The sequence below is a fragment of the Flavobacterium sp. W22_SRS_FP1 genome, assembly GCF_052113685.1.
Classification (GTDB): Bacteria; Bacteroidota; Bacteroidia; order Flavobacteriales; family Flavobacteriaceae; genus Flavobacterium.
This window is the reverse complement of record NZ_JBGQOE010000001.1, coordinates 28,029-53,038: the sequence shown is the minus strand read 5'-3', so window position 1 is coordinate 53,038 and position 25,010 is coordinate 28,029. Positions and strand designations below refer to the sequence as shown.

15 protein-coding genes are annotated in these 25,010 nt (G+C 34.2%); all 15 read right to left on the bottom strand.

Annotated features, from left to right (window positions below; translation table 11 throughout):
• Window positions 1-298: 298 nt before the first annotated feature.
• The 15 genes from ACEN2H_RS00155 to ACEN2H_RS00085 all read right to left on the bottom strand — a co-directional run bounded on the left by ACEN2H_RS00155 (window position 299) and on the right by ACEN2H_RS00085 (window position 25,010).
• On the bottom strand, window positions 299-694 hold the full coding sequence (locus tag ACEN2H_RS00155) for a response regulator (RefSeq protein ID WP_441729444.1): 396 nt from the start codon (window positions 692-694) through the stop codon (window positions 299-301).
• A complete protein-coding gene (locus ACEN2H_RS00150) occupies window positions 681-1,379 on the bottom strand; it encodes a sensor histidine kinase (RefSeq protein ID WP_441729443.1) in 699 nt (232 codons plus the stop codon). Before ACEN2H_RS00150 ends, ACEN2H_RS00155 begins: the two co-directional genes overlap by 14 nt.
• A 159-nt stretch (window positions 1,380-1,538) precedes the next feature.
• A complete protein-coding gene (locus tag ACEN2H_RS00145) occupies window positions 1,539-1,763 on the bottom strand; it encodes a hypothetical protein (RefSeq protein WP_441729676.1) in 225 nt (74 codons plus the stop codon).
• A 21-nt stretch (window positions 1,764-1,784) separates the two neighbouring features.
• Entirely contained in the window at window positions 1,785-2,669 is an 885-nt protein-coding gene (locus tag ACEN2H_RS00140; RefSeq protein ID WP_441729442.1) for a GAF domain-containing protein, read from the bottom strand.
• A 701-nt stretch (window positions 2,670-3,370) separates the two neighbouring features.
• Window positions 3,371-4,123: a glycoside hydrolase family 16 protein gene (locus ACEN2H_RS00135; RefSeq protein WP_441729441.1), complete on the bottom strand. Its 753-nt coding sequence runs from the start codon at window positions 4,121-4,123 to the stop codon at window positions 3,371-3,373.
• A 110-nt stretch (window positions 4,124-4,233) separates the two neighbouring features.
• Complete coding sequence (locus ACEN2H_RS00130; RefSeq protein WP_441729440.1) at window positions 4,234-6,714, bottom strand: T9SS type B sorting domain-containing protein; 2,481 nt, start codon at window positions 6,712-6,714, stop codon at window positions 4,234-4,236.
• 366 nt (window positions 6,715-7,080) lie between these two features.
• Window positions 7,081-8,781, bottom strand: a complete 1,701-nt coding sequence (locus ACEN2H_RS00125; protein ID WP_441729439.1) for a family 16 glycosylhydrolase — start codon at window positions 8,779-8,781, stop codon at window positions 7,081-7,083.
• Window positions 8,782-8,920: 139 nt separating this feature from the next.
• A complete protein-coding gene (locus ACEN2H_RS00120; protein ID WP_441729438.1) occupies window positions 8,921-9,793 on the bottom strand; it encodes a hypothetical protein in 873 nt (290 codons plus the stop codon).
• Window positions 9,780-12,146 (bottom strand): MFS transporter, encoded by a 2,367-nt coding sequence (locus tag ACEN2H_RS00115; RefSeq protein WP_441729437.1) that lies wholly within the window; start codon window positions 12,144-12,146, stop codon window positions 9,780-9,782. Before ACEN2H_RS00115 ends, ACEN2H_RS00120 begins: the two co-directional genes overlap by 14 nt.
• A gap of 32 nt (window positions 12,147-12,178) precedes the next feature.
• The gene (locus ACEN2H_RS00110) at window positions 12,179-13,672 is read right to left on the bottom strand and encodes a glycoside hydrolase family 30 protein (protein ID WP_441729436.1); all 1,494 of its coding nucleotides are present in this window, start codon (window positions 13,670-13,672) and stop codon (window positions 12,179-12,181) included.
• A gap of 5 nt (window positions 13,673-13,677) precedes the next feature.
• Entirely contained in the window at window positions 13,678-14,871 is a 1,194-nt protein-coding gene (locus ACEN2H_RS00105; protein ID WP_441729435.1) for a glycosyl hydrolase family 17 protein, read from the bottom strand.
• A gap of 72 nt (window positions 14,872-14,943) precedes the next feature.
• On the bottom strand, window positions 14,944-18,345 hold the full coding sequence (locus ACEN2H_RS00100; RefSeq protein ID WP_441729434.1) for a hypothetical protein: 3,402 nt from the start codon (window positions 18,343-18,345) through the stop codon (window positions 14,944-14,946).
• 1,047 nt (window positions 18,346-19,392) lie between these two features.
• Window positions 19,393-21,624 (bottom strand): beta-glucosidase BglX, encoded by a 2,232-nt coding sequence (gene bglX / locus ACEN2H_RS00095; RefSeq protein ID WP_441729675.1) that lies wholly within the window; start codon window positions 21,622-21,624, stop codon window positions 19,393-19,395.
• Window positions 21,625-21,767: 143 nt separating this feature from the next.
• Window positions 21,768-23,399, bottom strand: a complete 1,632-nt coding sequence (locus ACEN2H_RS00090; protein ID WP_441729433.1) for a family 16 glycosylhydrolase — start codon at window positions 23,397-23,399, stop codon at window positions 21,768-21,770.
• A 15-nt stretch (window positions 23,400-23,414) separates the two neighbouring features.
• Window positions 23,415-25,010 carry a hypothetical protein gene (locus tag ACEN2H_RS00085; RefSeq protein WP_441729432.1) on the bottom strand — a complete coding sequence of 532 codons (1,596 nt, stop codon included), beginning with the start codon at window positions 25,008-25,010 and terminating at the stop codon, window positions 23,415-23,417.

Here is a 25,010-nt window from a genome sequence, read left to right as displayed (position 1 = left end):
AAAACACTATTTTAATTATTTATCCTACGCACTTTAATTATGAAGTCCCTCTTTGGCTACCGATCACAAAACATTGATAAGCAGTTTTATTATGCTCTATAATGCGGTTATGCCAAAATAAAAAATTACTAAAAAAAAACGACATGGATTTTCATGTAATGACACTTTCAAAATGGGTATTCCTAGTTTATCTGTAAAAAATATATGCCCGTTTATTAAATCGATTTTGTTACACGATCTTGTATTATTAACAAATGATTTTAAGCTAAACACTTCCGTGTTCTATTTCTATGCCCTACTAATGAATTACATTCATTATTTCTTTCACTTTATCTGAGGTAAGTGGCTTCAGGATGTATTTATCATCTAAGCCATATTGTGCCGCTTTTTTATAATCTTCCTTAGAAATAGAACTAGTCAATAAATAAACTTTTATTTTTTGTTTAAATTTTAACTTCTTAAATTCATCTAAAAAATGCCAGCCGTCCCAAATGGGCATGTTGATATCTAGAAGTATTATTTCAGGTACTTTATCCTCATCACTGCTGATAGCATGTAAATAATCGTAAGCTTCTTTTCCATTTTTAAAAACCATAATAGAGCCAAGCTCACTTGTTTTTTCCATATATCGTTTTGTTAAGAAAACATGGATAGGATCATCATCTATTATAAAAGCAATCTTATTTTTTTTCATTTGGCAAATAAATTTTAAAAGTTGTCCCTACATCGACTTCACTTTCGACTTCAATTTTTCCTCCTAAAACGTCAATCTGGTTTTTAGCAATAAATAGTCCACTTCCCTTAGATTCTGGGTTATTATGAAATGTCTTATACATCCCAAACAAATCTTTTCTATATTTCTCTAGATCGATTCCAAATCCATTATCCTGAAATTGAAGCACAATGTATTTACCGCTAGAATACGACGATACTTTTATAAAGCTAGTTCTATTTTCTGATTTATATTTAATCCCATTTGTCAAGAAATTCAAAATAATACTTTGTAGATATGCGGGTATTGTCTTGAAATTAAAATTTTCTTTTACTTCGTTAAGGATAGTAACAGTAGCTTTTTTAGATAAAATAGCAATACTTTCAACTGTTTTACTAATACATCTTTTTAAATTTATTCTTTCCCATTTTTGAGTTCTTGACAACGAAATTTCGACTACTTCGTTAAGGTGCAGAATCGTTTCTGCTAAATTTTCTGCTGCTTTATCTAGGTATTGAAATAATTCATTATGAGACAACTCTTTGTTTTCTTCTTCTAGCAATGTAATTAACGAAGAAATACTTCCTGAATGAGAACGCAAATTATGAGAAACTATATATGCGAAGTTTCTAAGTCGTGCGTTTCCCTCCTCCGTATATTCTAACAATGTTTTAATTTTAGCAGAATGTGCTTTTTCATGCTCCGCTTCCTTTTTAAGAGTTACATCTTCAATATAAGACCAAATCTTCTTACTTCCATCTAGATCCTTAACGGTAAATACCCTTACTACTGCGGGAAAACTACTGCCGTCTTTTCTTAAAATATCCTATTCAAATGAATTGTTCACTCCATATTTTGCTAATTCTTCTTTTGCTTTTATTTCTTTTTCATAATCTTTTTGAGCAGTAATACCCCAGTAAGTGAGCTTTAAAAACTCTTCCTTTGAATAAGAAGTTATTTCTAACAAGTTTCTATTTACATTGATGAATTTTCCTGTTTCAAAATCGGCTAGCGTAATTCCTATTGGTGAGAATTTAATGAGAGTATCCAGTAAATTTTCTTTGTACGATAACTAAATTTCCTTAAATTTTTGTGAAGTGACATCTTGTATAGATCTAACTAATTGATAATTAACTTTTTCAGCAGTTACTCGTACCCATTTTAAATTTTTATTTGCAGAAATAAAGCGACAAACAACATCAAACGAAACTCCATTTTGTGCGGCATTATTTAATGCTTTTTCTATTATGGGCCGGTCAGCCGGATGGTAAAAGGAAATTATTTTTTCACTATTGATTTCAAAGGATTTGTCTACTTCATAAATAGCGTAAACCGCATCGGTCCATATGGCTTTATCTGCAGAGATATCCAGTTCCCAGGCACCAAATTTAGTTAGCTTTTGACTTTGGTTAAATAAGTAAGTGTATTTTTCTAATTCATTAACTAAAGAATTAACGTCCTTTGACGTTTTCCTTAATTCCAGTAAATTCATTACTTGCTTACCAAGAATTTTTAGTGCTTCAATTTGCTTACTATCTAACTCTCTAGGTTTATTATCTATGGCGCATAAAGTACCCAACGCAAATCCTCCATTATTTACTAATGAGACTCCAGCATAAAAAATAACATTTGGCTTATCTACTACCAATGGATTATCGCTAAAATGGGGATCAGTTCGAGCATCATTTACTACAAAAACCTCATTTGGATAATTTATCGCATGCGCACAAAAAGCTAATCCCCTCGGCGTTTCATTCACATTCAAACCATGGTGCGATTTAAACCATTGTCTGTCTTCAAAAATCAAACTAATTAAAGAAATAGGAGTATTTAGGATTTGAGAGGCTAATTTTGTAATATAATCATAGTCCTTTTCTTCCATAGTATCAAGTATATTATACTCTTCTAGAGCTTTAATTCTGCCTACTTCATTATATGGCGTTTGAGGTATTTTCATAAATTCATTTTTTAATTTTATACTTTAAATAAAAAAGGCATTTACATTTTAAAAAGTAAAAAAGCAATTTACGTAACCTTATGGTCTTACATTCACTTGATGAATCCCGACATGGATTTTAATTCCTATAAAAAGTGTATTTACAAGAGATCACAGTTCGTATTAATGTAACAATGTTCTTTATGACTTCTCCGTTTATAGATTTGAGCTGAATTGTGTTATATTAATTTTAATTTCTAATTTCTTTTTGAAACAAAAAAACGTTTGCGAATTTAGCTGTTTACTTGTTTTTTGAAGTCATCCGCTTGTCTATTACAAATTTTATTTGATAAATGAAGATATTAAATTTCTCTGGTTTTAAAATACAACTTAAGCTCATAATTTCACGCAATTCATTAATAAACAAATGATTAATAATTAATTCAGCTAACAACAGAAAATCATACCCTATATTTCTTTTATTCAAAAGCCACTGGCTACACTTTGCTAAAACTAGATTTGGATATTTAAATAGAACTTAAAAAAACCATTTTATATCGAATCAAAATAGATTTCATATAAAAAATTGAAATTTACATAAGCCGCTATCTAGCTTGAAAATTAATCTATAGCACTATTGCTTAATGAGTCAAAAAAAGAAAGAGAAGCTATTGTTTAAACAACAGTTTCTCTCTTTTAAAAATTAAACTACGAATTAATTTCTACTGAAATACCCTGATATAATCAAGGACAAATTTCTGAGGCAGAATAGCATCATCAACTGCGGGCCCGCCAAAATTACCGCCAATAGCCATATTTACTATGAAATAAAATGGCTGGCTAAATGGCCATGTATTTTCGTTTTTAATAGCGGGTTGAAAGCTATAAAGCAATGCATCATCAACAAAGAAATCAATTTTATCCTTTGTCCAATCTATAGCGTAAAGATGAAAGCCATCTTCTATTCCTTCAATTTTGGTTTTCTTGGTATTTATGGTGTTGCCATGACTATCTTGGGTATGCAATGAGGTAAATACCATCTGGGGCTCTTTACCAACATATTCTAAAATATCTATTTCCCCTGATTTTGGCCATCCCACCTCACTAATACTTGATCCTAGCATCCAAAAAGCTGGCCATATTCCTTGCCCAACAGGTAATTTAGCTCTGGCAACAAAATAACCATACTTAAACTCCTGTTTATCCTTTGTTGTTATTCTGGTAGAAGTATATTTATCACCTTCTTTTTTTGCAGTAATTACAAGATTTCCTGCAGCTACTTCATGATTCACAGTTGTGTATAATTGTCTTTCATTATTACCCCAACCGCAATTAGGACAACCATCTCCTAACTCGATATTCCAGACTTTTTTATTTAATGATTCACCTGAAAAGTTTTCTTCCCAAACCAGCTTTCTTTTGGTTTGTGCGAAAGAGAGACTTGTTATAAGGATAATGATAAAATATTTATTCATTTTTAATTAATTTTAGTTCAGTAGATACAATCAAGCTTTAATAATTAAATTTAACCAACAACCCTGACTGATACAAATTATTTTAGACATATCTATTTGTTATTCAAATCTTATCGCTTCAATGTAAAATGAGACCTAAATGTTTTGGCAATTCCTTTTTCAACATAATTAGTCACAAACCAATAATCATCCGTTACTAATTGTTTTCCGTTGCTCGTTCCATCCCAACCCGATCCTGAAGAATTTAGTTGCTTTAGTAACTTTCCATAGCGGTCAAAAATCCAAATAGTAGTATTTAAATCTAGGTCTTTAATATTCCAAGTATCATTAAAACCATCATTATTTGGAGTGAAATATTTAGGATAATTAATTACGGTAACATCTATTTCCAAATTAGTACACAGCCCATCATCGATAACCTTTATCAGATGCGTCCCAGATGATACATAATTGAAAACATTTGAATCCTGGAAATCAAACGAATCCAGTTTATAGTAAAAAGGACCATTTCCACCCACTACAGTTACTGTTACTATTTGATTTTCATTGAAAGCAGCTTCTTGTTCAATAACTAAACTTTGACCTTGAAGAAATTCATTGATGACAGCATTTACACGTAAAGAAGTACATGCTGTTGTAGTGTTGGTTGCTTCTACTCCGTAAATACCAATTTTATCTGCATTATAAGTACTATTAATCGCATTGGGTATCAGTGTACCTTCATAATACCAAGAAAAGCTGAAATTAGTAGGATTCAATTGCGTATCCAAAGTAAAAAACTGAGAAGAAGGCATTGACGAATTAAGACAGATTGTGCCATCAGTAATTTTAGGAATAGGCAAACCATAAATCGTAACTTGTATTTTAATCGTTTCTCCCTCACAGCTATTATAGACTGGCGTTACAAAATAAGTGATTACCGTATCCGAATCACTATTTGAAATAGCTGTCTGACTTATTAAATTTCCACTTCCTGCCGAAACTCCTGCTATTCCATTTGAACTTACTGTCCAATAAAAAGTGGTTCCTACGATATCTGAAGTTAAATTAATAGCGCTTTGTTCGTTTGAACAATAAGCTACACTACCTGTATGACTTGCCACTGGAATTCGAGTGACACCTATTGAAACTAAATCTGAAACAAACTGAATACAGCTTACTGAACCTGCTAAAGAAACACTTACAAGTTGATAAACAATAGTCTTTTTCAGTGGCGCAGTGGTTACCGTTGCAACTCCACTAGCATCCAAATTGATCGTTTGACTTGGTCCTCCATCTGCTTTGTATTGCACAATGGCGTTGGGTGTACCATCAAAGTTAATTGTTGCTGCATCCCCACAGTAAACCGTATTGACACTAGAAATTGAAACAGATGGTGTCGATAAAACGGTTAGATTTACTGGTGTTCTAGAATTACTTGGGCAAGTCGTATTTAAATCATAAGCCTCCGCGTAATAGGTCCCGGCGCTAGTGGGTGTGTACGACACATTATTTGCTACTATTAAATTACCACCTGTGAGTGAATCATACCAATTGACAGAAGAGGTAGTATTTACCGATACCGTTAAAGGAGGTATTACTGTGTTACTACAAATGGTCTTATCTCCATTATTGACAGCATTAGGTGTTACAATTGAAAATGATATTGTAAAAATATCCGAAACAGCTGAACAAAAATCATTACTTAAATTAGCAATATCTTGAGCCACTTTTGTTCTATAATAAGTAGACGAAGAAACATTAGATGCTGTGTAATTGGCCGTATTTGCTCCTATTATATCAGTCCAGATCATACCATCATTACTTGATTGCCACTGAAAAAAATAAGATGCAGAACCAAGAGTTTTAGCCTCAAGATTGAGTGAGACAGGCAGTTGATTCGCACAAGTTTTATATACATTTCCTGTAACAGACGGACTTGTAATTTCTGTAAAATCCCCGCAAGAACTAAATTCAATATCATCAAGTGCTAAGTCATTTCCACATCCTCCAGTACTGTTGTTTTTCATTTTTAACACTACCGATGTCTGATTCCCAGTAGTGAATATCAAACTAAATTGTTGCCAATTAGGACTTGAAGTCCCAATAATACTGCCAGTATCTCCAAATCCTAAAAGTGTAGATTCTGCTTCATCCCAAATTTCAAATCGAACATTAATAGGAATTTCATTGGCACCACAAAAATTGGAATTAGGATTATAAACATTTAAAAGCCAAGACGAAAAAACGAAAGTTGTATTAATACACAAGCCTATAACTTTCCTTTTGTAAAACTCTCCAGTTGTCAGTGCATTTCCATTAACAAGTAGTGCTTTTCCGTCGGTGTCATTTGGAGTGTGATCTAAAGAATTGTGCCAGGTACTATAGAGATTTGTTCTGTTAAACAATGTATAAAAACCATCGTTAGGACTACCTGCGATATAGTTATAATTGGTCACACCTGAAGGTAATTGAGGGCCATAATTAGTTCCTGTTCCAAAATTCTCTACAAAAACCGGAATCCCCTTACTTCCGGAACAGAAACCCAATTGCGCATAATTGACAAAGTGTACTAATAGTAATAAAAAGAATATTGATTTAAAACGATTCATTATGAATTAATTATTTTTTTACCAGAGATAAAATTAATTAGTATATGAGAATTACTTTCTAGTGTTACAGCAAAGCTTCCACCTGAAAAAACGTTAAAATCTCCTAGTTCAGCTGCCATTTTAAATTAGTAGTAAAAAATCCTATTGTTTTTTGATCGACAATAAATTTTACTCTTTTTGTCTCATTAGCTTGTATTTCGATTAGATGAAATTCTTTGCTTAACTGGTCTTGTTGTAATAGCTAAAAAATCTTTCATCTACAGTTGCAATAGTTCTTTTCCCTTTATAACACTTTTGCTTTTAACATTTACACTCCAATCAATTTTCGCGTTTTTATCTCAAGAAACTCTCACTTTAAATTAGCTATTATTTCTTTGAAATCTTAAAATTTTGAGTTCCAAGAGAGTTCTTCACTCTTAAAAAATAAAGACCAGTTTTAAAAGCACTCATATCTATCGTATGGAAAGACTTCACTTCATCTTCAAATAATTTTTGACCCAATATATCCGTCAAAACGATATGGTTTTCTTCGTCTAACAGCTCCAAATACAATTTGTCCTCTACTGGATTAGGAAAGTAAAATTGCTTCAATTCAGATGAAGTTTCCACACCTAATGAACAACTATTTCCCACCAAATAAGAAAAGTATTTAGTAACCGACAACCCACCCTCAAAAGCAAATTTAACAGCATAATTAATAGTTGAACCTGTAGTTTGGCCAGTAATAGTTTGAGTAAAAATTTTCCCTGAAACATTCGTCATTTGCGTTTCAGAAAAAGGGGTTTGTTTCCGCAAATAAGCCACTACGCCAATTTTATCAGTATCTAACAGTTCGAAAGTAATTTTAACATCGGTTCCTATGGTTTCGAAAGCGTATTTATAACCCTGAGAAAACAAACCCTCTGAAGCCTCCGAATCAGTACCAGAACATTCGAAAATTTCCGTTGTTTTGGCGTTGAGAACAATTGGATTATTGACAGCCGAATTTCCTGTTGCATCAGTTGCCGAAACGGAAAAAGTATAGTTAGTATTTGGAGACAGTCCAGAAATTAGGAATGATTTTGAAGCCCCTGAAGGACTAAAGGTAACACTCGTTCCAGATCCATAAGTAGCAGTGTAGGTAATATTCCCTGAATTATCTAGAGCATTCAATAATAATTCGACAGCAGATCCAGAAACTTTGCCAACAGTAGCTGTGAAGCTAGTAGGTGCCTCAGTATCTACAGTGGTATTTTGATACACCCTTACATAATCAATCACCATCGAAGTTTCAGTAAAATTTGAAGGTATTGTACCTGCGAAACCTCCCATGGCAATATTCAATAAAAGGTACTGTTCTTGATCGAAAGGCCATGTACTTGCATTTTTTACGGATGGATTATAGGTATAATAAAGGACGTCATCTAGAAGAAATGAAATTTGGTTTGGCGACCAATTCATAGAATAAACATGATAATTCTGTTCTATGTCGGAAGCTTGAATTCCCCCTTTGTTTACAGTGTTTCCGCTAGAAGAAGTGGTATGTATAGCGGACCCAATATAATTTTTCGGCTTATCTGTAAAAATTCCGTGCTCCATAATATCAAGTTCACCACAAGCAGGCCAGTTTTTATTTCCATAAGTTGCGTCAAAATAGCCTCCATCTTCATTTATGTTTTTACCTAACAACCATAACGCTGGCCAAGTTCCTGAACCATTTGGTGCTTTAGCTCTAATATCTACGCGTCCGTATTTAAAGGCAAATTTTGAGTTTAGCCTTGCAGAAGTATACTGTTTAGTTACACCTTGATCAGTAAAACTTTCTTTCTTTGCAACTATGTTTAATGAACCTGCATCCACAAAAGAATTAGTCAACAAGTTAGTGTAATGTTGTATCTCATTGTTATACCAGCTACCTCCTTCTGGTATTTGCGTTTGATGAAACCAATTGTTAGGATTAACAGCTCCATCAGTGCCAAACTCATCAGACCAGACCAAATCATTATAAACAACATCGACTTGCGAATAACCCATTTGACTAAAAAATAAAAAAGAGAATAGAATTTTTAACAGCGTATTTTTTTGCATTATAAACATTTTAAATTTCATGACTTTGTTTTGTGTTTGAGAATAATTTTAAGCTAGCAACTTGGTGCTACATTAACGTAATTGAATTAGTTTTACCTTCCATTACTAATTTTGGTGTTCTATCGACCTTAAAAAGTCCCTAATGTTTTTCTGGCTCCAAAGGTTCATTAGAACCTTTCCAAGATTCATCAAAAGCTTCGAATACGACACAAAGAATTGCATCATTATCAGTCCAATTAACCAAATTTTTATAGTAAATTTCTTGATTTTCTTCACTTACATTATGTGCGTCAATACCTTTTCCGTTTGAATTGGTCGCCCAACCAGCCTCTGTTATTACAACCGGTATATCTGGATACATATTAGCTACCGCCAAATAATTTTCTTTTGTATAATCTAAGGCTTCGTGTATGTTTTTATATTCCCACACAGGATAAGTATGAATCGATATAAAATCTACAACTTCAGCCACAGGTTTTAGCTTATCAAGCCAAGGAAGATAGTTCTCACAAAAAGTAACGGACTGTTTAGCGTTCTTTTTAATAAGCATTACATATGCCATGACGCTGGAAACAGACACATAATGATCAGTCCAATCTACACAAGCCTCGTTGCCGGCGGATAAATTACAAATAATATCAGGGTATTGATTCCCTAGATCAATAAGTTTTTGTATTTGATGGAGATTTTTAAATTTGTTTTCAACTAATTGCTCTTCTGTATATGAAGCACCACCCCAAGGACATCCCAAATTGTTCATTTCAGCCATAATATAGGCACAGAGCATGATTTTATACGGCAATTTTTCTTGTTGTATTACTTTTAAAACTGTCTCGGAGTGTTCGTCACAATCATAAAGTCGCAAATACTTCCAGTGCTCCTTCAAGATCAGTAAATCTTCTTTTACTTCTTCATAAGTTGGGTTTATACCACCCGGTTGTTTACCTTCACGAAAACTAGAATAGCATAAAGCTCTTCCAGGTGATAGATCTAATTCTTTAAAGCTGTTCATTATATTTTAATTTTTCATTCGTATCCCAAACACCCCAGGCAGCTCCCACTTGACCTTCTTGTTTTACTTTCCAGGATTCATCAAATGATGAAAAATAAAATACTTCAATATTCTTTCTTTTAGCCCATTCCTGTACAGAAATAAAGTATTTCATAGCGTTTGAGCTGGATGGCTCAGATGCTTCCACATTTTCCCCTGCACTTGGCCAACCAGTTTCAGTAACAATTACTTTTTTCCCTTTGGCAACTTTTTGCGTCAATTCAACCATCTTATCGATACAGGATAACGCATAAGGACTATCTGCTCCCTCCCAGAAAGGATAACAATTTGCTAAAATCACATCGCAGGAATCTATCAAAGCAGGTCTATCAAGAAACTGATAATAGGCATCTACATACCCTACAGGAATTGTTTCGGGCAAAGCTTCTCTCACCCTCTTAATATATTGCAGTAGTTCTTGCTCCGAAATTTCTTCACGATGCAACACTTCATTTCCTACTGCAGCAATGTCTGCCAACCCAGCATTAGCCATAGTGATAAGTGACTCAATTTCTTTCTCATTCCTTTCCTTATCATCACTTATCCATGCTCCGACTATAGTTTTCAATCCTTTTTGGCGAGCGATTTCAGGTATCAATTCATTTCCTTCTGTACAAGAGAAGGATCTAATCCATTTTGCGTGCGGTATAATAATATCTAATCTCCTGCGAATTTGATTTTCAGTTAAAATATCACCCGCTTTCTGTCCTTCTACATAAGGACTAAAACATAAACCGTGTATACCATTATTCAAAATCTCTGAAAACTGTATCCTAATTTCGCTTTCACTTTTTGAACTTAAATCTGGACCGCTTATCTTACGTATGGAACTTTCGTTTTTCTCTAAAGAAAGTAATTTCCCAGTAAGATAGTAAGAAGATTGCTTTCTTAAGTCTCTCTTTCTCGTGTCCAACTCTTCTGTAATTTCTCTAGCTTTTTCTTCCGTCAAATTATAGTTCCTCATAACCCACATAGCTATCAATGTCCCAAAAATTGGCACTCCTGAGTAGAAAAGTCTCATCCCAGTAATTGCGCTATCAGAATTTGTAGCTGCACCGGGAACAAAGTCAACTAGTTCCATAATGGCACCACTTAATAAACCCGCAATTGCAAAACCAAACTTTACCATCCACCAGTAAATAGCTCCAAAAATTCCTTCTCTTCGCTTACCGGAGGTCAACTCATCCAAATCGCAAATATCAGCAGTCATGGACATCATTAACGTAAATAAGCTTCCGATACCGAAGGCGAAGAAAGGTAAAGCAAATAAAAACATATAGGGCTTCCCTGGAATAAAGAGAAACCATAGCAAAATATACCCGAGAATCGATATTCCTTGAGATACTAAAAAAGCATCTTTTTTACCCATTATTTTAGACATCTTAGCGACAATAGGAATTACTACAAAAGTAGTTGCCAATGCTCCTACGCTGCCAAAAAGTGTAGGCCAAATTCCTGCAGCACCTTGATCTCCATTGAATAAATAATAAACCACAATAAAAAATGAAAAAGCAGCAATGGTATTAAAGGCATTAAAAACAAAAAAAGTAGCAATACAAAGCTTTCTAAATGGCTCATAATAGTAGGCTTCTTTGAAACCACCAATAATTTTATTGAAACTGCTTCCTATATTTTTTAAAGTTAATGGATCGAAACTTTCTTCATTTTTTGTTGACTTACTTTTAATAAATATAGCAGGAATCATCGCCAAGATCATACATGGAATACCTACCCATACAGCCAAAGTTCTTGTTGCTATAGCTCCATCTGGGAACCAATCGGGATCATACATAATAACCCAAAACCAGGGTGCAATTACCCATGCCCATTGCCCAATCCATTGTGCAATAGCCATTATACTGGTTCTTTCATGAAAATCATCACTCATTTCATATCCCATAGCCACATAAGGGACACTAAAAATGGTCAATCCTAAATAAAACACAAAAGACCAAAGAAGGAAGTATACAAAATTATAATTAACTCCATTTACTGCATACAATTGCCACATTATAATGAAGGATATCCCCATAATCAGAGCTCCGATAAAAACATAATGCCTTCGTCTTCCCCAAACAGATCGGGTGTTGTCTGAAATAAAACCCATAATTGGATCCGAGAAAGCATCAAATACTCTGGGCAAAAAAAACAAAATACCCCACATCCACGCAGGGAAACCTAAGTTTTGAACCAATACGACCATAAAAATACCTAAGGCTGCGGGAAACATTTGGTTAGCTAACATCCCTAATCCAAAGGCTATTTTTTGCCCCATAGGAACCATTCCTTTTGGGTTTGAAGTATTATTTGACATAGTTAAAACGGTTTAGGTTATACAATTAATTATCAAGGTTTAATTACCACAGTTTGCAAAGCTTTTGCATTGATGGAAATATATTTTATTTTATTGTGATTATTTATTTCTATTGCTTGTTTTATTTCCGTAGGATTAAAAATGGCCAAAGCTATTGTCCCATCGGGGTTTTTAACCGCAGTTGCCAAGAGGTCTTTATTGTTGATTTCGCATCCTATTTTTACAGCACCAGGTCGCATAAATTTGCTGAAATGTGCGATAGTATAATACAAGGGAGTAAAATAGACTTCATCTTTTTCTACATCTACAATGATTGGAGCTATACACCAATTTTTAAACCAATTAGGCCCACCTTGTTTATCTAAAACCATATTCCAATCTATCCAACCGTCTACCCAATTGTTCAAACATCCTATGATATCTGAAGCATAACGATTAACTGGAGCATATTTTGGATGTAAATACTTGTCTTTTTCGCTAGCCCAATCCCAACCCCAGTCCGTGGCTTCTTTACTCCAATACCAAGCATCGTCCTTCCAATGTGGAATTTCAGAATCTACACAAGCTTCGGTCTGAATTAAATGTTTATTTGGTGCTTTATCGTGGGCGTACTGCAACTCTTCGGCAAAAATTTCATACGTACTTTCGTACCAATGAACTGCTGTTCCAGAAAAGTACTTTGACGCTTCTTTATCTTTGTACATTTCGTCAACCCAATCCTTTAAATCTGCTCTATTTTGATCGTAACCTAATATTTTAATATCCCCTTTTCCATCCGCTTCTAATTTTGGTCCAAGATGATTTTGAACAAAACTGGTCATTTCTTTAGGCGAAAAAAGCATGCTTTCCCAATTATTGCCATTCCCAAGTGGTTCATTCTCCACCGTAAGTCCCCAAATATCAATTCCTTCCTCTTTATAAGCATCAATATATTTTGAAAAATATAACGCCCATGTATCATTATACTCAGCTAATAATTTCCCTCCAACCCATTTTTTATTATCTTTCATCCATGGCGGCGCAGTCCAGGGAGATGCTATGATATTGAAACCATCTTTAGAAATAGACTTAGCCTCCAGTATCATCGGAATAAGATTGTTTTTTTTATCTTCTAATATGGAAAAGTGCTCTAAATTTTTATCACCATCGACCATTGCGTAAGCATACTGCTTCAACGAAAAGTCACAAGAATTAATATGTGTTCTGGTCAATGAATAATTTGCTCCCTCTTCACTAAAATAAGCATCTAATATCTTTTTACGATTTGATAGACTCAAGTTATAAAGTAAATTTGCTGATGATTCGGTAAAAGCACCACCAAATCCAGTTATGGTTTGAAATTTTTGGGCAGCATTTAACGTAATTATAATTGAACTTTCCTTTACTGAAAAGCTTTCTGTTTTTTTCAATAAATTGCCTTCGGCTGAAGTTTCATAAACGTCAACTTCCAGCTCTTTTTTGACACTGCAACTTTGCAACAGGAATGACAAAATAAATATTAGTATTAAAATATTAAATTTTTTCATCCAAATTATTTATTAATCAATAATGTAGGGACTTCTACATCCAGCCATAAACTTTCTTCACTCCCGTTATATGTTTTTGTTATGGGTTTTCCATCGCGGGATAAACCTTTAAAAACATGTTGATCAACCATATCCCAGAGACTAAACTTAGCTTGAGCTTGTAAATTGATTAATCCAAAATGATTTTCAGAGCCCAATGGGTTTGCATTATCTTTCCATTGCTCATCAAAAGCTTCAAAGTAAAAAAGAGATATCCCATTCTTATTTGTCCATTCTCTCATGAGTTTATAATATTGAGCTGACTTGTACTCATCAGTCGCCTTTGAACCTGAATTGCCATACATTTCATTCGAAACAGTTGCCCAGCCCGTTTCCCCTATGTGGATAGGCTTTTCTATGCCCAATGACTTCATGTAATTTGCAACACTTTTGTATTGCCCGATAGCATAGTCTCTCGCTCGAGCCATGGCAGCATCAATTTTTTCTCGTTCCGACAAATGTTTTTCACTCTCCATAACACCCCAAAATTCTGGATTGTAATGCGTGTCATGCATCGGATAGCTGTGCAAAGAAATATAATCTACTGCCTTGATCAGTTGATTTAAATCTTCTACATGATACTCATCACTTCCTCCTCCCCAAGAGGCAAAGTTATCGGAACTCGTTATCCATAAATTTTCAGGTAGTTTGCCCTGCTTTTTTAGATTTTGCAAATGATTTACCCATTTTAAAATTGTACGTGGTTGCACATAATAACTCGCAGCCCATTTTACCATAGCCTCATTACCTACAGCAATAACCTTTATAATGTCTGGGTATTGGTTTGCTAATCTTACTGCTTCATCTATTTCAATAGCATTTCTTTCACTTTCTTCGTTATGAATAGGAGCGAGTTCTGTCCAAGCGTTTTTACAATCTATCCATGCACCCAGCATCACATACATTTCGAAATTTGGATCTTCTTTCTTTAAAACTCTTATGGCTTTTAATAAATTCGAGACTTCACCATAATGTACATTGTAAGTTCTGAGAATTTTTATGTCTATCGCCGATAATATTCTCAAATCATCGGTGATTTGTGCAACAGTCGGTTGAACATCCCTTGTTTTAAATCTATATCCACCATAGCAGATAGCTTGATAATTTGAATTCCCTAATATTTGTTTAGCTGTTTTTTCAACTGTTTTTTTAGAATTCATAAATTTTTGGCTACACGAAAACAATGTCGTCGTTACTACTACTAAGAAAAATAAGATTGCTTTCTTATACATTTATTTAAATGAAAGTTTTACTATTACTTGACTAATTTCTCCAGTTCTTTTAAAGATACTTTGACTCACATCATCATTTAATGTCAAACTTGAAAAAGTCTCAACCTTGCTATTTTTGTATTCTACCTCTATTTGATTTTTACCCCCCAATTTATAAATAACTGGCACTTGACAAACCGTAAAGGCCAAACTTTCTTTCTCTAATGTTACGGAATACGGGGTATCCTCAAAATCTACAAAACTTACTATTTGATCTTTATTTAAAAACTGATCTTTATGCAGTAGAGTCGGGTTAAACGAAAGTTTCCCGTCTTTAACTCTTATTCCTAATTCTCCTTTTCTTGTGAGAATATCTTCTTTTACTTGCCCAGTCATTCCAGGTTGTTGAGCGCCCTTGTGTAAAGGAGTGTGTGAGTAAGGATCCGTAGGAAACGCACCATAGACTTCGGGAGTTTTATGAACGCCAATACCATCACCTATTTCATCATAATGCTTTGACAAGGCATTTATAACACTAATATCTTCTTTATCTAGATACGCTTTTTCAACAACCTCTTGTACCGCTAAATGAAGTTTAGATACCATATGCCAATAGATTGAACCTAAACCTTCATACCCATAGAAAGTCCCTGATCTGCCAGTAAACGCCTTATGATTGAAAATATCTTCAAAGATTTGCAGAATTTGATCTGATTCCTTTTCAACTAAAGTATAGTATTCTTCATTTTTACTGAGCTCTGCTAAGGCTGACTTTAAGTCATTAGCATTATGAAAATTACCATTGAAATGGTAGCCCCCTTTAACATCTTTACTTATCAGCGAGTTGTTACTATTAGCTAGTAACTTTATCAATAAATTTGATTTTTCTACTCTAGCCTCAGGTATATTGTTTTTTTCTAAAAACTTGGGTAGTTCCTTATTCGGATACAAGATGTAGCTGTTTTGGTCAGGGCGATACAAAGCACTGCTTCTTAAAGCGTCAATAATTTCTAATGATGCTTTTGCATTTAAACATCCTGAACTTAAAACAGCTACCTGACCCTCCAGCATTTCGCTTAGATTTGAGACAATAACTTTATCACTTTCGATAGACATTAAATTATAGGACTGATACAATTTATCTGCTCTTTGATTCGCTTGAATTGAATGATCTATAAAAGCTATACTAATTGCAGTAAATTGCTTTAAGCCATGCAAAGACACCGTTCTTTTCTGACCCCAAAATCCACTTTTATAGACATGTAATCTATATTCTGATGCCGCTTCCCCTAATTGATCTAATATTTTCTTTCGTTCTTGATCATTTATTTTATCAGAAAGCAAGCCTTGATTCGCTAACAGGCACTCCCTAACGGCATGATAAAAGCCCACCATTTCACTAGAAATTTTTATGTTCTCTAATGTGGACCTTTCTATGATTTGCTGAAAAGATTTTAAGAATCTACGTAAATAACATAGGGTAACTAAAGAGACACCATTTCCAACTAGTGCATTATTAGCGTCATTCCATTCTGGTCTTTGTGTATTCATCCAGATTCCTCCTTCAGGAATAAAGTTTGACATCTTTGCCAGAACAGTTGCCAATATCTTTTCAATAAAATTTACATGATAAATCTCATTGCTACTATTGCATATCAAAGCACCGTCAACTCCAATTTTCGAACGCTGTTTATTAATTTTTTCTTCCCAAACGTAGTTGTATTCTATAGTATCTTTTGGGTTTTTTAAGATATCCTGATACGATTTTATGGTATAGGGAACAGCTGCATATACGAAACATTCTTTATCAAAATAAGAGTTTAATTTTCCTGGGTAATACTTTTCTATAAACTCTAAAAATTTTAATAAATATACAATTTGATGATCACCCCAATATCCTATATATGACCAAGGATTATCTTGTTCAATAGCCTCCCAATCAAAACCATCTTTAGTTACTCTGTATGGATTATAACCGTCAAAAGTAGATGCATTTAAGAATTTATGAATCATTCCTTCAATAAAGTTCGGATAAGAATAAGCCAATGCTTCCCAGTTTTGAAAAATATCACGCCAATTACCTTCGTAATCCAAAATTTTTGAATCATCAATTTCACTTCGTGTATTAATAGAAAATTTATTCCAAGGTCGACTAGGGTCACCATGTCTACGACTAAACTTTAAAGGTAGATATTCTGTACACAACCTAACTAAGTCTTCGTCATTCTCACTATCTATCAAATCAAGTAATTCAATATATGAAAACGTATCATTTAGATTTTTAACGAACAGATTATTATTTTCAAAAACCTCAATATTTGCCTTCTTTAAATATGAAGTAAAATCATTTTTTTCTATTTTGTAGTGCTCGTCAAAAATCCCTCCACGCATAATATTAAAAAGAACATTAGAAAAATGTCGCGTATCTATTAATTTATCTGCGGTAAATTGCAACCCATCGGCAGATGCCACCAGAGCGATAAGGTTTTGCTGCCCTAATTCAACATCATCAAAAACTCGTTTTTCAAGAGTTCTATCACGAGTTATAGACTCACAAAGTTGTATAACTTGCGATTGATTTTGATTAACATTGGCTATTATTTTCCAATCTTTTGAGGATTTTTGAGGCAAAAACAAATGATCTGAGATAAAATAAGCTCCTTTTTCAGCTTTTACATCTGTTTCAGCTGTTATCGTTTGTAGCTTTCTAAAGGCAGGAAGTTGTTTTGACGACAGTAAATGCGTTGGGTTATCCATACCTATTGACCATACAACATTAGCTTTAAGTGCTTCACTAGGTTCTGCTTTATCAACTATAATTGCACTGAGCGCATAGATACCTAAACCACTTTCAAAATGTAATTCACTTCTTTTGTAAGCGTCGACAAGATTACTTGTACTCATCTGCAAATCGCTACTTACACCATGTGGAATAATATTTTGAATACCATCTAATACAGTAACATTATAATCTATGCTTGAGCTATTTATGATTTCAGATTTTTTAATAAACCCAAAAAGATTACTTGAGCTCCATTGGTACCTAAAAGTCAACTGCAAATCATTATTTATTTCTTCAAAAATAACTTTATTACCATAAAAGTTCTTATATAAGTTTCTGGTAAGATTATAATTTTCATTAAAGCGCTCTGAATAGGGCTCCCATAGAATTACCTGCTCATCAAATCTAATTTGGAAAATGGACTTACTTCCAGTTACGTCTGCAAACTCTGTAATTTTATCATCAGTGTAATATGGAAAAATAGCAAAATCAGCATTTTTTCTTCCTGCTGTGAGACCTCCGTTACTTGATATAAATAACCAATGATCGGAATCACTCACTATGCTCATAAAAAAAGGGCGCATTGTGTCGTGATTCTCTATTTTATAATATTTTTCACCTTCTAATTCTACTATCTTCATACCAATATCTATTATTTTATTTCTTCTTTACCAAGTATAAGTTCAAATTTGAACTTGTTTTTATTTATAGTTTCAAAAAATATTAATTTACCCTTTCCAATTATTTGTAATTCGCTGCTTCCGGGCAAGCTCTGCTCAAATAAGAAAACTAAAAACACTCCTAATCAGGATCAAAAAGGTAATTTACTAATTTATTCTTTTCTAAAATTTTAGTTATTAAACAACGCTTTTTCTTAAATCACTAATATAAAAGGAATCTTATTGACTGATTAAAAAAGAACTATACAAAAAACATACACTGCATAAAAAACACAAAATATTTTATAATACCACAAAAAAATAACCGAAACCTACCAAATTGTCAGCTAAACTGAACTATCAATAATACACCAATAAAAAAAAGCGACAACAATGTTGAGGTGTTGTATAGTTCTATATTAAAAATGGCCTTGGATCACAATAATAGAGGCAATAAATTACTGTTTTAACAACAATTTTTTTCTTTGAAAACTAAACAGCGCTTTAAACACTCCACACTAATCAATTAATATATGACAACTTTATTTTTGATGCGGATCATTAACAGCAACTCTGTTAAATCATCCATCAGGATTAGATTGACTCATTATTAAAACAAGCTAATAATAGTTTCCTAATCCATATCGTTTAAGAGGCACTCTTGGTCTGTGTCTTCAACATTCTCTGTCTTAAAAGTATTTATATAAATACTCATTGTAAGTATACAAGACTACTATATCAATTTTTAGAAACAAAAAGTTATTTTAATTATTGAGTATGACCATTCTAATTCATTAATGTTACGCCTCCAAAAAACAAAAGACGAACTCAAACTGACTGCGCTATACTTGCTTGTTTCCTTCAAAACTATTAACTAACCATAGATTAGTTAATAGTTTCTTAGTACAAACCCCCACAAAGTTTACATTAGCCTGAATTACTAAAACCCCCGTCCTAATCTAACTTTCTTGACCCGTATCCGCAGAATATTGATTCACCTAGTGAATTTAAAACTTAGCTTGTTGATAATCAATTAACATATTGAAAACTAGTTTCTAAGGTTGTAAAGGAACTCCCCCCAACAAAAATATTAAAATCGCCTTCTTCAGCTTCCCATTTCGAATTAGCGGTGAAGAATTGAATTGTATTCTGATCAATTATAAAATCAACTTTTTTAGATTCATTTGGTTCCAATTCTATTAATTCAAATCCCTTGAGCTCTTTTACAGGTCTAGCTGTACTTCCTACTAAATCCCTAATATACATTTGAACCACTTCCTTACCCGACACTTTTCCAACGTTCTTTACTGTCACGGATGCCAATAATCTTCCTCCAGGGGCAAATGAAGGAGTCGACAATACCAAATTAGAATACTCAAATTTAGAATAGCTCAATCCATGACCAAAGGGATACAAAGGAGTATTTTTTTCATCAATATAATGAGACCAGAATACACTATCAGGTTCATCCATTACGGGTCTACCCGTACTTGTGTAGTTATAATACAATGGCAATTGTCCTACACTTCTAGGAAATGTCATTGGTAATTTACCACTTGGATTATAATCCCCATATAGCACTTGTGCAATAGCATTTCCGCTTTGCGTTCCCAATTGCCAAGCCTCAACAATTGCTGGGATGTTTTCTGCAGCCCAAGGTATTGCTAATGGACGGCCATTATTTAAAACTAAAACTACATTAGGATTGACTTTAAATATCTCTTCTAATAATTCTTGTTGCACTCCAGGCAAACCAATATCGGCTCTACTCCTACCCTCCCCAGATTGCAAACCATGCTCTCCTAAAACCATAACCACAACATCTGCTTGTTTTGCAACAGCAATTGCCTCTGCAAATCCGCTTTTGTCAGTCATATTAATTTTGGTTTCTAACACAAATGCTGTCGTCCCAATAATAACATCAGCTCCTTTTGCATAGGTGATCTGATTTCCTTTATAGTTTTGCATGCCTTCAAGAACAGAAACTGCAGTGTTTTCATCAGCAGCAATTCTCCAATTCCCTAATGGACTTGTTTTATCATTTGCCAATGCCCCAATAATAGCTATTTTTTGAGCGGTTTTTTTGAGCGGTAACAATTCTTTTTCGTTCTTCAGAAGGACAATTGACTTTTTTGCCATATCTAATACCTCTGCATGAAATTCAGGCTTTCCAACTGTTTCTTTTTCACGATTTTCATCGCAATACTTATATGGATCCTTAAATAAACCTAATTCAAATTTCAACTTTAAAATTCTCTTGACAGCATCATCTACGACGCTTTCTTTCACTTTGCCTTCCTGAACTAATGAAACCAAGTGATTTACATAAGCACTGGATTCCATGTCCATATCTGAACCTGCATTAATAGCTATTTCTGCAGCCTGCTTACTATCTTTAGCGAATCCATGATTTACTAGTTCTTTAATTGAACCCCAGTCAGAAACAACAAAACCATTAAATTTCCAGTCTCCTTTTAATATCTGTCTTTGTAAATAATTATTACCTGTTGCTGGAATTCCATTCAACTGACTGAAAGAATTCATAAAGGTGCTAACGCCAGCATCAACTGCAGCTTTAAATGGTGGGAAAATAATGTTTTGCAAAACAGTTTCACTTACATCAACTGTATTGTATTCTTTACCTGCTTCTGCAAAGGCATAACCAGCAAAATGTTTAGCGCAAGCAAGAATGGTGTTTGTAGCTGCCAAATCAACACCTTGAAACCCTTGGACACGCGCTGTTGCAATTTTACTTCCTAAAAATGCATCTTCACCAGCTCCTTCCATCACTCTTCCCCATCGTGCGTCTCTTCCAACATCAACCATTGGTGCAAAAGTCCAATTAATTCCCACAGCTGCAGCTTCTTCGGCTGCCATTGCTGATGATTTCTTTATTGCTTCCATATCCCAACTTGCTGATTCAGCTAATGGAATAGGACTGATCGTTTTATAGCCATGAATAACATCAAAGCCAAAAATAAGAGGAATACCTAATCGCGTTTGTTCAACGGCAATTTTTTGTAATGCTTTAATATCCTTAACTCCTTTTACATTCAACATCGACCCTACTAAACCTTTTTTAAGGTCCGCATATTTTTTAGCTGCTTGACCTTCTTTTGGTGTTGGCCCAGTTATGTCCCAAAATCCACTGTATTGATTAAGCTGTCCTACTTTTTCTTCTAATGTCATCCGTTTTAATACAGAATCAACTTTTGCTTCCAATCTAGCAGACTCAGAATGCTGTACAGGTGTATTAATCATTTTTCTACTACAGGCCGCCATAGCGAATACTGCTAGGACCACAGAAGTAAGTATAAATAAAATTTTCATTTGTTTTCTTTATTACCAAATTAAAAGGCCGGTCAAAAACAGGCCTCTTATTACTCATTAAATTTCACATTCTTTTATTGATAAACCTTTACATAATCAATCTCCATAGAAGACTGAGTAAAAGCAGGATCAATTGCACCGCCAAAAGTTCCTCCCATAGCAACATTTAAAATCAAAAAGAAGTCTTTATTAAATGGTAAAGAACTATCATTTGCTACGGAATGATATAATTTGTCATCAACAAAAATCTGAACTGAAGTAGGGCTCCATATAGTTTTATAGATATGGAATTCAGAAGAAGCATTGGCAATTGTTGTAGAATTAGTATTGCCAGCTCCTGGCGAAACAGCTGGATAATGAAGTGTTCCGTGGATCTTATTAGGTTCACTTCCTTTAAATTCCATAATGTCAATTTCTCCACAAGCAGGCCATGTGTTTGTTGCATAATCCTGGCCCAACATCCAGATCGCAGGCCATGTCCCTGCACCAGTGGTTAATTTAGCTTTTACTTCAACTTTTCCATAAGTAAACTCAAACTTATTTTCTGACTTTAACCTTGCTGACGTATAAGTAGCGCCTTCTTTTTTGGCAGTAATTTTTAAATTACCCCCCGCTACTATAACATTATTCACACTATTGGTATAGGTTTGTTCTTCTGAGTTACCCCATCCCCCAGCACCTAAATCATAACCCCATTTTGTAGGATCAGGAGTACCATCAGTATTAAATTCATCAGAAAAAACTAATTTGGTATAATCAGCTACTGGTACTGCTTGAGATGGCGGAGTAGTTGTAAAAGTATGATACCAAGCTAAAGCTGGGTTGCTTGGCATAACCCCCCTAACAACCATACGGTTTTCGGTTATCGAAAGAATTTCATACGAATTTGCTCCGAAAAAATACCCCATAAATCCGCCATCACTAAAATTCATTACCGTACCTCTGGTTTGCGTAGCACTATCTGGGTTAGTGGTGACAAAAGACTCAGATGGGCTCAAAGTAACCACTTTATCACCGCTCGTATTCAAATCATAACAATTATCATCTCCGCCTTTAATAGCTCCATTGTAATACGTTTGACCTTTATTATCTAAATTAAATTTTACTTCTTCATTATTTAGTGAAAAAGTCATTACACTATTATACAAACAAGTAGACGCTTTTTCGTTAGCTTGTGTTGCATAGTATGTTGGATAATAATTTAAATGACCATTAACGTCAATTTGATCTGGACTATTTTGTCCCACTCCTAGATGAGCGAGTTCGTCTTGCGCCCAGTACCATTTTTTTGAAGTACCTCCAGTTAAAAGCTGAACAGCTTCATCGTCTTTAAAGCTACTAAAAACGGTGACTTCAAGAGTAGTATTTGTTGTTACACCCGCTTTTCCTGTCGCTAAAACAGTAACATTATAGCTATTTAAGCCTGGTTTAGAAAATCGTTTTTCGAAATAACCGCTAGGTGAATTTTCAGTTGTTCCATCTGAAAAAACATATTTATATGAAATCGCGTTGCTGGCTTTACTAGTAAACTTTATTTTACCTGAACCATCGCCGTTAGGGGCTAAATCTGTTTTTCCAACTATTTCGAAATTCACTTCCAAACTAGAAGGTGTGTCTATTGATCCAAAAGTAAAGCTATCCTCTTGGCAATTCACCATCAAAAGAAGGACAAATAGGGACAGTATGTTTGTAATTATCTTTTTCATCTTTGTTATATTTTATTAATTATGGAAATAAACATTATCGATATAGACCGTATTATTACCCGATGGTCCACCAACATAAATTAGTTGCCCAATATGACCGCGTGTTACTAAATTAGTAAAATCAGTTAATGGAATATCTAAACTAACCCATGTATTTATAGCTGGTGACTTAATCGTTACTTCGTGTTCTACGTCATCGCCACCTCCAAATACACCATTAGCACCAAGATCTACAAGTTTTACTCTAAATTCAGTAAAATCTGAAGACCAGACATCAGTATGAAAATGTGTCATTCCTGTAGCGTTAATTGGGTTCTTGATAGTTTCAATTCCCACAAAATTTAAAGCGCTATATTTTTTGACTGCGTTCCCACTTATAGCTAGATCTTCAAGTGTAGCAGCTGACCAAGAGGTTCTCCACGTGTCAACGGCAACATTTGTATATGTATCGCTAAACATAGAGATAACCTTAGATGACGGTTGAGTCGGCGTTGGCGAAGCAATAATACTAGCCGTTTTTTTATAGAAATAAACATTATCAACATACACTGTCGTTGCTCCTGAAGGAGCTCCTACAAATATTAATTGCGCAATATGAGATCGAGTAGTTAAACCTGCAAAATCACTTAGTGGTATGTCTATACTTACCCAAGCTTCTTTTGCCGGAGATGGTACTGTAATTTCATGCTCTACATCATCACCACCTCCAAAAATACCATTTGCTCCAAAATCAACTAATTTCACTTTAAACTGGGTTAAATCTGAAGACCAAATGTCAGTATGAAAATGAGTCATAGCAGAGGCGTTTATTGGACTTGAAGTTGCTTCGATGCCAACAAAATTCAAAGCACTGTATTTTTTAGTAAGATTACCTGAAATATCCACATCGGTTAGTGTTGCGCTAGACCAATCCGTTCTCCATGTATTAACAGTTACATTTGTATATGCATCACTAAACATAGAGATTACGTTAGAAGCAGCTAATGTTGGAGTTGGCGCAGCTGTCAAATTCGTTATTTGAACCGTTTCTGATTTTTCTGCAGTAGCTTTTCCTCCACTTAAAGCCACTATTCTGACAATATACGATCCTGATGTTGGATAAGTATGACTGATCACGTCTCCCTCCATAAAATCTGTAGGGACTTCATTGTTTACATCTCCAAAATAAACTTGAAAGTATGTTTCAAAAGTAGCCACGGCTGAGACAGTTACTGAAAGGTTAGACCCTTTAAGAACGTTAACGACTAAGTCTTCCGGTGCTCTAAAAGAAACTGTAACTGTTTTTGTAGCTTCAGTTTTTTTCCCATTCAATGTGACTCCAGTTATTTTAACTTCATAAACACCTTCTTTATAAACGTGAGATACCGATTCTCCAGGATTAACATACCCTGACTCTGCAATTCCGTCACCATAGTTAATTTCAAACCTCGTCACTCCCTCGCCATTAGGAAAGAAAGTAACTTTTCCTGTGTTATCTTGCGTTATCGTAGCTAATGCCGTAATATTTTCTGGCGCACTTATCGCATCTAGATCGACAAGACTATTCTCGCTAGAACAACCTGAAAAGATTGACAAAACGAAAAGACCTATAATAAATTTTATGTTTTTCAT

Bases quoted from the DNA above. Each gene is read 5' to 3' on its own strand.
- ACEN2H_RS00155 (WP_441729444.1), bottom strand. From the start codon at position 694: ATGAAAAAAAATAAGATTGCTTTTATAATAGATGATGATCCTATCCAT.
- ACEN2H_RS00140 (WP_441729442.1), bottom strand. From the start codon at position 2,669: ATGAAAATACCTCAAACGCCATATAATGAAGTAGGCAGAATTAAAGCT.
- ACEN2H_RS00135 (WP_441729441.1), bottom strand. From the start codon at position 4,123: ATGAATAAATATTTTATCATTATCCTTATAACAAGTCTCTCTTTCGCA.
- ACEN2H_RS00130 (WP_441729440.1), bottom strand. From the start codon at position 6,714: ATGAATCGTTTTAAATCAATATTCTTTTTATTACTATTAGTACACTTT.
- ACEN2H_RS00125 (WP_441729439.1), bottom strand. From the start codon at position 8,781: ATGCAAAAAAATACGCTGTTAAAAATTCTATTCTCTTTTTTATTTTTT.
- ACEN2H_RS00120 (WP_441729438.1), bottom strand. From the start codon at position 9,793: ATGAACAGCTTTAAAGAATTAGATCTATCACCTGGAAGAGCTTTATGC.
- ACEN2H_RS00115 (WP_441729437.1), bottom strand. From the start codon at position 12,146: ATGTCAAATAATACTTCAAACCCAAAAGGAATGGTTCCTATGGGGCAA.
- ACEN2H_RS00110 (WP_441729436.1), bottom strand. From the start codon at position 13,672: ATGAAAAAATTTAATATTTTAATACTAATATTTATTTTGTCATTCCTG.
- ACEN2H_RS00105 (WP_441729435.1), bottom strand. From the start codon at position 14,871: ATGAATTCTAAAAAAACAGTTGAAAAAACAGCTAAACAAATATTAGGG.
- ACEN2H_RS00100 (WP_441729434.1), bottom strand. From the start codon at position 18,345: ATGAAGATAGTAGAATTAGAAGGTGAAAAATATTATAAAATAGAGAAT.
- bglX (WP_441729675.1), bottom strand. From the start codon at position 21,624: ATGATTAATACACCTGTACAGCATTCTGAGTCTGCTAGATTGGAAGCA.
- ACEN2H_RS00090 (WP_441729433.1), bottom strand. From the start codon at position 23,399: ATGAAAAAGATAATTACAAACATACTGTCCCTATTTGTCCTTCTTTTG.
- ACEN2H_RS00085 (WP_441729432.1), bottom strand. From the start codon at position 25,010: ATGAAAAACATAAAATTTATTATAGGTCTTTTCGTTTTGTCAATCTTT.